Origin of the sequence: Sivoneniella epilithica UHCC 1019 (assembly GCF_040830845.1) — a bacterium.
Lineage (GTDB): Bacteria > Cyanobacteriota > Cyanobacteriia > Leptolyngbyales > Leptolyngbyaceae > ULC077BIN1.
In genome coordinates this window covers 1-6,537 of sequence record NZ_JBFPDP010000094.1, presented here as the reverse complement: position 1 = coordinate 6,537, position 6,537 = coordinate 1, and the positions used below count along the sequence as shown (strand labels likewise).

The 6,537-nt window shown below is 48.0% G+C and carries 12 protein-coding genes; 8 read left to right on the top strand and 4 right to left on the bottom strand.

Features of this window, described 5'->3' with window-relative positions; all coding sequences use genetic code 11:
- Nucleotides 1-546: 546 nt before the first annotated feature.
- Genes AB3R30_RS26500 through AB3R30_RS26485 form a run of 4 tightly spaced genes read right to left on the bottom strand, consistent with a single transcriptional unit; the run spans nucleotide 547 to nucleotide 2,344 of the window.
- Nucleotides 547-1,341, bottom strand: a complete 795-nt coding sequence (locus tag AB3R30_RS26500) for a hypothetical protein (RefSeq protein ID WP_458652205.1) — start codon at nucleotides 1,339-1,341, stop codon at nucleotides 547-549.
- Nucleotides 1,342-1,374: 33 nt separating this feature from the next.
- Entirely contained in the window at nucleotides 1,375-1,956 is a 582-nt protein-coding gene (locus AB3R30_RS26495) for a Uma2 family endonuclease (RefSeq protein WP_458652204.1), read from the bottom strand.
- A gap of 15 nt (nucleotides 1,957-1,971) precedes the next feature.
- Nucleotides 1,972-2,160, bottom strand: coding sequence for a hypothetical protein (locus AB3R30_RS26490; RefSeq protein WP_458652203.1), 189 nt, complete (start codon nucleotides 2,158-2,160; stop codon nucleotides 1,972-1,974).
- A 10-nt stretch (nucleotides 2,161-2,170) separates the two neighbouring features.
- The gene (locus AB3R30_RS26485) at nucleotides 2,171-2,344 is read right to left on the bottom strand and encodes a hypothetical protein (RefSeq protein ID WP_458652202.1); all 174 of its coding nucleotides are present in this window, start codon (nucleotides 2,342-2,344) and stop codon (nucleotides 2,171-2,173) included.
- A 120-nt stretch (nucleotides 2,345-2,464) separates the two neighbouring features.
- On the opposite strand from AB3R30_RS26485, the gene AB3R30_RS26480 reads away from it, so the two are divergent.
- From AB3R30_RS26480 to AB3R30_RS26445, 8 genes are all read left to right on the top strand, one after another.
- On the top strand, nucleotides 2,465-2,722 hold the full coding sequence (locus AB3R30_RS26480; protein ID WP_458651986.1) for a hypothetical protein: 258 nt from the start codon (nucleotides 2,465-2,467) through the stop codon (nucleotides 2,720-2,722).
- Nucleotides 2,712-3,170 carry a hypothetical protein gene (locus tag AB3R30_RS26475; protein ID WP_458652201.1) on the top strand — a complete coding sequence of 153 codons (459 nt, stop codon included), beginning with the start codon at nucleotides 2,712-2,714 and terminating at the stop codon, nucleotides 3,168-3,170. Before AB3R30_RS26480 ends, AB3R30_RS26475 begins: the two co-directional genes overlap by 11 nt.
- Before the next feature lie 49 nt (nucleotides 3,171-3,219).
- Complete coding sequence (locus AB3R30_RS26470) at nucleotides 3,220-3,402, top strand: hypothetical protein (protein WP_458652200.1); 183 nt, start codon at nucleotides 3,220-3,222, stop codon at nucleotides 3,400-3,402.
- A 14-nt stretch (nucleotides 3,403-3,416) separates the two neighbouring features.
- Nucleotides 3,417-3,578: a hypothetical protein gene (locus tag AB3R30_RS26465; RefSeq protein WP_458652199.1), complete on the top strand. Its 162-nt coding sequence runs from the start codon at nucleotides 3,417-3,419 to the stop codon at nucleotides 3,576-3,578.
- A 77-nt stretch (nucleotides 3,579-3,655) separates the two neighbouring features.
- On the top strand, nucleotides 3,656-4,291 hold the full coding sequence (locus AB3R30_RS26460; protein WP_458652198.1) for a hypothetical protein: 636 nt from the start codon (nucleotides 3,656-3,658) through the stop codon (nucleotides 4,289-4,291).
- Nucleotides 4,292-4,314: 23 nt separating this feature from the next.
- On the top strand, nucleotides 4,315-4,848 hold the full coding sequence (locus AB3R30_RS26455) for a hypothetical protein (RefSeq protein ID WP_458652197.1): 534 nt from the start codon (nucleotides 4,315-4,317) through the stop codon (nucleotides 4,846-4,848).
- Between the two features lie 33 nt (nucleotides 4,849-4,881).
- Nucleotides 4,882-5,637 carry a hypothetical protein gene (locus AB3R30_RS26450; protein WP_458652196.1) on the top strand — a complete coding sequence of 252 codons (756 nt, stop codon included), beginning with the start codon at nucleotides 4,882-4,884 and terminating at the stop codon, nucleotides 5,635-5,637.
- On the top strand, nucleotides 5,630-6,499 hold the full coding sequence (locus tag AB3R30_RS26445) for an ATP-binding protein (RefSeq protein ID WP_458652195.1): 870 nt from the start codon (nucleotides 5,630-5,632) through the stop codon (nucleotides 6,497-6,499). The genes AB3R30_RS26450 and AB3R30_RS26445 overlap by 8 nt, the downstream gene beginning before the upstream one ends.
- Nucleotides 6,500-6,537: the final 38 nt, after the last annotated feature.

Below are 6,537 nucleotides of genomic sequence, written 5' to 3'. Positions count from 1 at the left end.
TCGCAGTCTAGGCAATGTAATGATGCAAAATGTTTGTCGTCGATGCTGGTCCGGATCTCAAGGTTGAGCGATCGGCAACTTGGGCAGCGAAGGATTAGACTCACGATGCACCTCCTGATAGCGCGATCGCGGGGGGCGAAATCTTAGCTTTTCCTAACAGAGGGGATGCTATCTCCCTTGCAAAATGGGCTGAGATCTTAGCTTTTCTTAGCAGCCCCCATGCGCTTTTGCGGGTCGAGAAATATTTGTAGTGCCTAACTTTTTGAGCTATATTCATGGTGTTGTAGTGCCTAACTTTGGGCATTAAAAAACGGCTCACTTAAGCGGTGAGTTTGGGTAATTTCAAGCGCTGCTCAGTCCGTGGTCGGCAAACTACCGGAAGCTGAGGAGCGCTTTTGACTGTCCGTGGTCGGCGGATTTAGGAAACAGTCAAAAGCGACTCAGTTGAGCAGAACTTATCGTAACCAGTACGCACGATCCGCCTTGAAAAGACTTTAATGGATCTAGAGAATTTCGTTACCCCCCATTTTTGACCGAACCGTCACATCAAACTGTCACACCCTCAAAAATTCTGACTTCTCTTTTGCCCTCCATGATTGCAACAAAACCTCCAAAGTCGTTTATGTAAACGGCTTTCAAAGAACTATCTGCACGAATTCCTGATTTCAATCCCTGCACAGCACTTAGATAGCTCTTCCAATACTTTTCACGAAAAAACCGTTTTTCTGCTTTCGCGTCATTGTTATCACTAGAAAGATGGCTTCCCATGCGCATCGCTGCTTCGATTAAGTTGAACTGATGAGGATCTGTTTCTGAGTCGAAGGGGTTGATTTTGGCTTTTAACTCTCGAACCATTTCTCTGATGCCAGCTTCAATCTCTCGTTTTGTTCTTCGGTGACCAACGTTATTGAGCGTCCCGTCTGCATACTCTAAAACACAGTATTGCCACCACTGGTCAGCAGTTTTATAGGGAATTGAATCAGATACCTCTAAGGACTCAGCTAAGCTGAGGACTCCATAACAAAGTTCAAGAGTCGCACCTAAAAACATACCCTGAGGCTTAGAAGCCTTAACGTCAGGAGTTTTTAGGAGTTCAAAAAAATCCTTGTATTTTTCTCTATCTGTGATTTTTGCTTGATCTTTTATTACCCAGATCAATGCAGTATTCAAATCTGATTTGCAACCCATACACCAATACTGTTGAGCAACATTTCTAGCCCCAACAATTTTTAGATCGAATAAATCTAAAATGCCGCTGAATAGGTTAATCTGCAAAACACTCACCGGAATTTTGACTTTAAATGATTTTCTCTTGATTCCTTGTGTCATCGCTGGTTTCAAGCCTTACCGCAACCAATAAGCAGATCGCCTTACTTACTTACCAAGTAACTGATTAACCGTCCATTTCAGTTGAGTGAATAAGGTTGATTCAATCACCTCATTCCCTTTGAAAACCACATCGTCATATCGCCCTTCATTCAACTCACATACCGTTACTTGCTCTAGAAGAGGGTCAACAATCCAGTATTCAAGGATTTCTAGCACACTGTACTCGCTGTGTTTTTTTCGATAGTCCTCCGTTTGTGTGGACGGGCTAACCACTTCAGCAACCAAAAAGGGACGAGGATCGTAGAGTTCGATTACCGCTTCCTTGTCTGCCAGCGCCGCCCATTGATCGCTCCAAAGAACAACCACATCAGGAATCCTGCAAGTATCCCAACGTCCTGCACGAGGGGAACGAACCGCGATCGCCATCTTTTGAGCAGTCCATTCCTGCCCTAGTCGAGCAATTTCAGCATCAAAACCACTCTCTAAGAACTTGGCAATTCTGCCATGCTGCCCGGTGCCGATGCTCATTGGAATGAGTTCCCCATTGACCAACTCATAGCGGGTATCAGTGCCATCGTCATAGGCTAGATACTCTTCAAACGTGAATCGTTGTAGTGCAACTGTCATACGCGATCGCTCTCCTTACTTGCCTTTGCTAGTGGCTGGCTTAGGGTCTCGCTGCTCTACCCACTGAGCTATTAACTCCGTCATTACTTCCGAAATCTCTAACTCTTCCATTGTGCAAAAGCCCTTGAATTTAAGGGCTAGTGTTTTCGGGACATAGCCTGATACCTGCTGATATTCAGGGTCTTTTCGCTTACTAGCCGCCATTGAGCGATCCTTACCTCCCTTTGCTAGCTGCCTTTTCCACTTTGTTTAGGTATTCATTTAAAGCCTTCTCTACAACCTCAGACATAGTTATCCCGTCGCGAACCGATTGAAGTTTCAGCCGTGTTTTTAGATCGTCGGGAATGTCTACTTGCAGTCTCATTGCTTCGTTTGTTGCTTCTTCCATAAATACTATCTCACGTTCTAAGAATAGTGATCATTGTTGTAGTAATACTAGCACTACTATTAAAAGTTATGTTAGTATCCATTGCAATGCATAACACGCAATGCAGAGCAAAGGAACGCAATGCAAACCGTAGAAGCCTTAGTAGAACTGACCTTTGAGGACTTGCGACAGGAATTAGAGCGCATTCGCGGCAATATGCCAACCCGTACCCTGTACCACTGGCTAAACCGCTTAGACCTTATTCCCAACTCAGAAGGGCTTTACACCCTAGACGATTTGGAACTGCTCAAACGCCTTCACCGCTTCCTTAAGCGAGTTCCCAATATCAACAAATTCAGACGAATCATTCAACAGGAAATGAATCACTATGCCTCTTGATACCAGCAAATACAAAGCTCAAAAATCCGCTGAACTGCCCAACGCAAACGGCAAAACGAAAACTCAATCTAAAAGCGATTCCCAAGGCGATCGCCCAACGAATCGCCACGCCCAAACAGCCAGCGCCGCCCAACAATCCACCGCCAGCGACAAAGCAACCCTAGCCACTTGCACCCAACAGCAGCTATCGAGCATTCAGCAATCCCTCGATAAGATTGCCAGCGATCGCACCAACGCCATAGAGCAAGTCAGCGATACCCTCGCTTACCTTTACTCGCCTGCCACCTTTCAAGCCGAAGTAATGGCACTGACCGCCCAAAAACTCGGACTCACTCAGGCAGAACCCCACACCATAACCCTCGATGACGATTGCTTTTCACGGTTTGCCGATAGCGTGGAGTATCCCGCGATCGCTGCCTCATCTGCCCTCGGTTGTTTGCCAATGTAAATTTTCTGCACGATTCACCGACTTACCACACAGAAAAAAGGAAAAACCCATGACCGACCCGTGTGTTGAAATTGCCGAATCGCTATTTGAATGCCGCGCTGAAATCCGTTATGTCCTAGCCCATCCACTCACCAGCAAAGTTCTAACCGTTTCTCAAAAAGAACAACTGGAAATCCTGGTTGAACAAATGGAAGGGGTTGAGAGTGCCCTCGATGCCCTGGTTGCAGTTTAGGAGAGATCGCCCCAATGAAACGCCCAAAAATCAAACCGCCCAAAATCGCGCCGCCGCCCTGTGATGGACAACTTCCCCTCTTTGACCGCATGACAAACATCATCATCGAAACCGATTCAGATCCCGACTACGAACGAGCCAAGCAGATATTTTCTGAATTACTCAAAGAGATGTAACGAGAGAGCGATCGCCCGTCCTGAGAAAACAGCGATCGCCCCTTCTAAAAAGTAAACCCTCGAAAAAGGTTCACCTCATGAGGCTACCACTTTTATGTATGGCATTAATCAGTGTGCTTACAGGCTGCAATGGCACCTGCACAAGCGATCGCTGTACTATTTCCTCCCTCACAAGCGGATCGCCCTCATCGCCCTACTCATCTACCCCACCAACCCGCTATCAAGCGATCGCCGCTCAACCGTCATCTGGCGGCTTCAACACTCCTGAACACGCCAAATATAAAGGGGTGAAGTGGGGAGGAAGCGTATCGAATCAGGAGCAAATAAGCCTCCCCCGCGAAAATCAAAGCGCTGCCCCTCTCCCTGCTGTTAGCGGTTTTATCGCCCCCGCCATAGTTCAAAGGGGCTGTACGACGAACGGAGCCGCAGAGTATGACCCCTCAACCAACACGATTCATGTTTGCAAAACTATGGATGCTGATTTTCACAGATTCGCGATCGCCCATGAAACAGGACATGCGGTTGATTGGCAGAGCGATCGCAAATTTCAGCCTGATCTCGAATATTGGGCAGATCAATATGCTGTAAATCGATTGCTCCAGGAAGGCGACTGCGAGGCGATTAGAGCAAAAGCCAGCAGTTCAACCGATATTGAAAACGCTTACACGAAGGGCACCTATTATGCCCGCGAAATGCATTCCGCTCATTGCTAAAAACCCTCACAAGGATTCACCCTATGAAACTACCATTTCGCTACCGCCGTCGCCATCAACCCACCATTATCAAAGCGTTTTTGGGCATGGCTTTAGTTGGTTGCGCTATCGCATCCATCCCAGATACTCAACGCAATTTAGAACGGCTTAGCCAGATTCGAGATAGAGCCGCTGCCATCTCGCAAGAACAAGAACTGCAACGGTTAGACGCTGAAAAAATCGCTGAACTTGCCAAAGTTGCTGATGCTCGGTATGCCGCAGGCTGCAACACCTTTGTAGTGTCCCTTGCCAACACGAGCAAATTCGCCAACATCACGCCCGGTGGGAAAGTAATTAATCCCACGACCGGGGCAAATCTCGCACCGGGTCTAGTGGTCTGCGATGACAAAGGAACCACCGGAATCATGGCGGATGTGGGCAGCGGTGAAACAGGCATTGTGGATGTTGCCACGACCCAAAACTTCACCCTGGTCAAGCAAGCCATGCAACTGCACGGCATCAACCCCCAATCAGGCGATGGACGCATTGGTGGAGCAAATGCCCAAATTAAGCACTAATTTTATTCAGCCTAAATATTTGGAGAATATCTCATGACCCAAACCGCTGCCAAACCTAAACGTAAATTCCGAGTTCGCCTTGGGAAGAATCAACAGGCTGACATTGGCAAGTCAAAGCAGCCAGAGCAAGAAAAAGAAGGATTTAGCCCACTACTGCTCATCGTTTGTGTGCTGTTGATATTATTGCTAGCCCTGGCGATCGCCTGGAACGTCCAGCCCTTTCAAGATTTCATCATCCTGCTCGCGAACCGCATCGATTTCACCAATTTTGCTGAATTCCTGTTTGCCTTGCCCGGTATCGGTGGATTGTTCCAGGAAATCGCCAAATTCTTTGCGGTTATCTTGGGGCTGATGCTCTATGCCATTTTCCAGGGGATAGAAATCGCGCCCTACCTGTACAAGCGCAATCCTAAGCGGATGCGGAAAATCATTGAGCAGTGGTCAACTTGGGCGACGTATCGGCAAAAGAAAGGTGATGGACGGGCTGTAACTAGCCTCAAACGCTCCTACAACAATCATCCCATCAGGACGTACCAAACCCTTTGCAGTACTCGGAATATCGTCTACGTCCTGGAACTCGCGATCTGCTTCATCACCCATCCACCCGTCACCGATGGCAACCTGTTTACCTTCCTGTGGTATTTGGTCACTTTTCAGGTCGGGAAAATTGATTGGATCAACGTTGCCCTTATGTTTTCAGTGCTGTTTTTGGTTGATCGCATCGTGAGGATTGCCCTCTCCCTCTATCCCGAAATCTTCCCCAAAAAAGAGGAAGCCACCCATGCATAACAATTCTCTGGATTGGAACGAAACCGCTGTCAGGCAAGCGATGGATGAATGCGACAATGTGCCCTACCTGATGATTGGCAGTTTGGGGTTAGGCGCTGTTGCCCTGGCGTTCACCAATTATTTTGTTGCGGGTGCCTTGACCTTGGGCGGAGTGGCACTCTCACAAAAGAAGCAGAATAACGCGATCGCCCGTGCTGAGTTTGCGATTAAACACAATGGCTCTGCGGTTGCTGCCAGGGGCAATGAGCTTAAAGAGTACGCTGAATCCTTTGGCACCAATGCCGCTGCGGAGCAGTTACTTCATGCGGCTCAAAGAGGAATCCCCCTGAACCGCGATGGGTGGAATCTGCTAGAGGATTGCTATGGCGACAAGTTGGATGACCTGTTGGAGCAATCCGAAACCCAAGCCGTAGGACATCGCTGGTTCCAACCTGAATGGGTGCCAACCAATAGCGACACTTCCACGCCTCAACCTGCCAGCATTGCTACCCAGCCCCCACCAAACGAACCCACCCCGATCGCGGGATTGATGCACTTCTTTAGGCTGCAAAATACGTTGGTGTGGGGTGGACAGGGCAGCGGCAAGACATCATTCGCTAGGGCGATCGCGGCTGACAAGTTGGCAAACAATCAGAAAATCATCGTGCTAAATCCTCATGGCAGTGCTGGCACCTGGCAGGGCATGAGGTTAATTGGTGCAGGAAAAGATTACAAAGCTGTAGAAGCATTCATGCGAACCTACCTGGCATTAGTTAAAAAGCGCTATCAACTCTTTGAGCAATCAGGGATTAGTGAGGATGATTTTCTAGAGCAACTTTTGAAAGCAGGCCTAGTAGTCTGTCAAGAAAGAATTGATGGATAGAGACGCTTGAGTTTGATGCGGGCATCTTGAGTCGTAAA

What these genes read in the sequence shown, in the direction of transcription:
- AB3R30_RS26495 (WP_458652204.1), bottom strand. Translation starts at nt 1,956, where the DNA reads ATGACAGTTGCACTACAACGATTCACGTTTGAAGAGTATCTAGCCTAT.
- AB3R30_RS26490 (WP_458652203.1), bottom strand. Translation starts at nt 2,160, where the DNA reads ATGGCGGCTAGTAAGCGAAAAGACCCTGAATATCAGCAGGTATCAGGC.
- AB3R30_RS26485 (WP_458652202.1), bottom strand. Translation starts at nt 2,344, where the DNA reads ATGGAAGAAGCAACAAACGAAGCAATGAGACTGCAAGTAGACATTCCC.
- AB3R30_RS26480 (WP_458651986.1), top strand. Translation starts at nt 2,465, where the DNA reads ATGCAAACCGTAGAAGCCTTAGTAGAACTGACCTTTGAGGACTTGCGA.
- AB3R30_RS26475 (WP_458652201.1), top strand. Translation starts at nt 2,712, where the DNA reads ATGCCTCTTGATACCAGCAAATACAAAGCTCAAAAATCCGCTGAACTG.
- AB3R30_RS26470 (WP_458652200.1), top strand. Translation starts at nt 3,220, where the DNA reads ATGACCGACCCGTGTGTTGAAATTGCCGAATCGCTATTTGAATGCCGC.
- AB3R30_RS26465 (WP_458652199.1), top strand. Translation starts at nt 3,417, where the DNA reads ATGAAACGCCCAAAAATCAAACCGCCCAAAATCGCGCCGCCGCCCTGT.
- AB3R30_RS26460 (WP_458652198.1), top strand. Translation starts at nt 3,656, where the DNA reads ATGAGGCTACCACTTTTATGTATGGCATTAATCAGTGTGCTTACAGGC.
- AB3R30_RS26455 (WP_458652197.1), top strand. Translation starts at nt 4,315, where the DNA reads ATGAAACTACCATTTCGCTACCGCCGTCGCCATCAACCCACCATTATC.
- AB3R30_RS26450 (WP_458652196.1), top strand. Translation starts at nt 4,882, where the DNA reads ATGACCCAAACCGCTGCCAAACCTAAACGTAAATTCCGAGTTCGCCTT.
- AB3R30_RS26445 (WP_458652195.1), top strand. Translation starts at nt 5,630, where the DNA reads ATGCATAACAATTCTCTGGATTGGAACGAAACCGCTGTCAGGCAAGCG.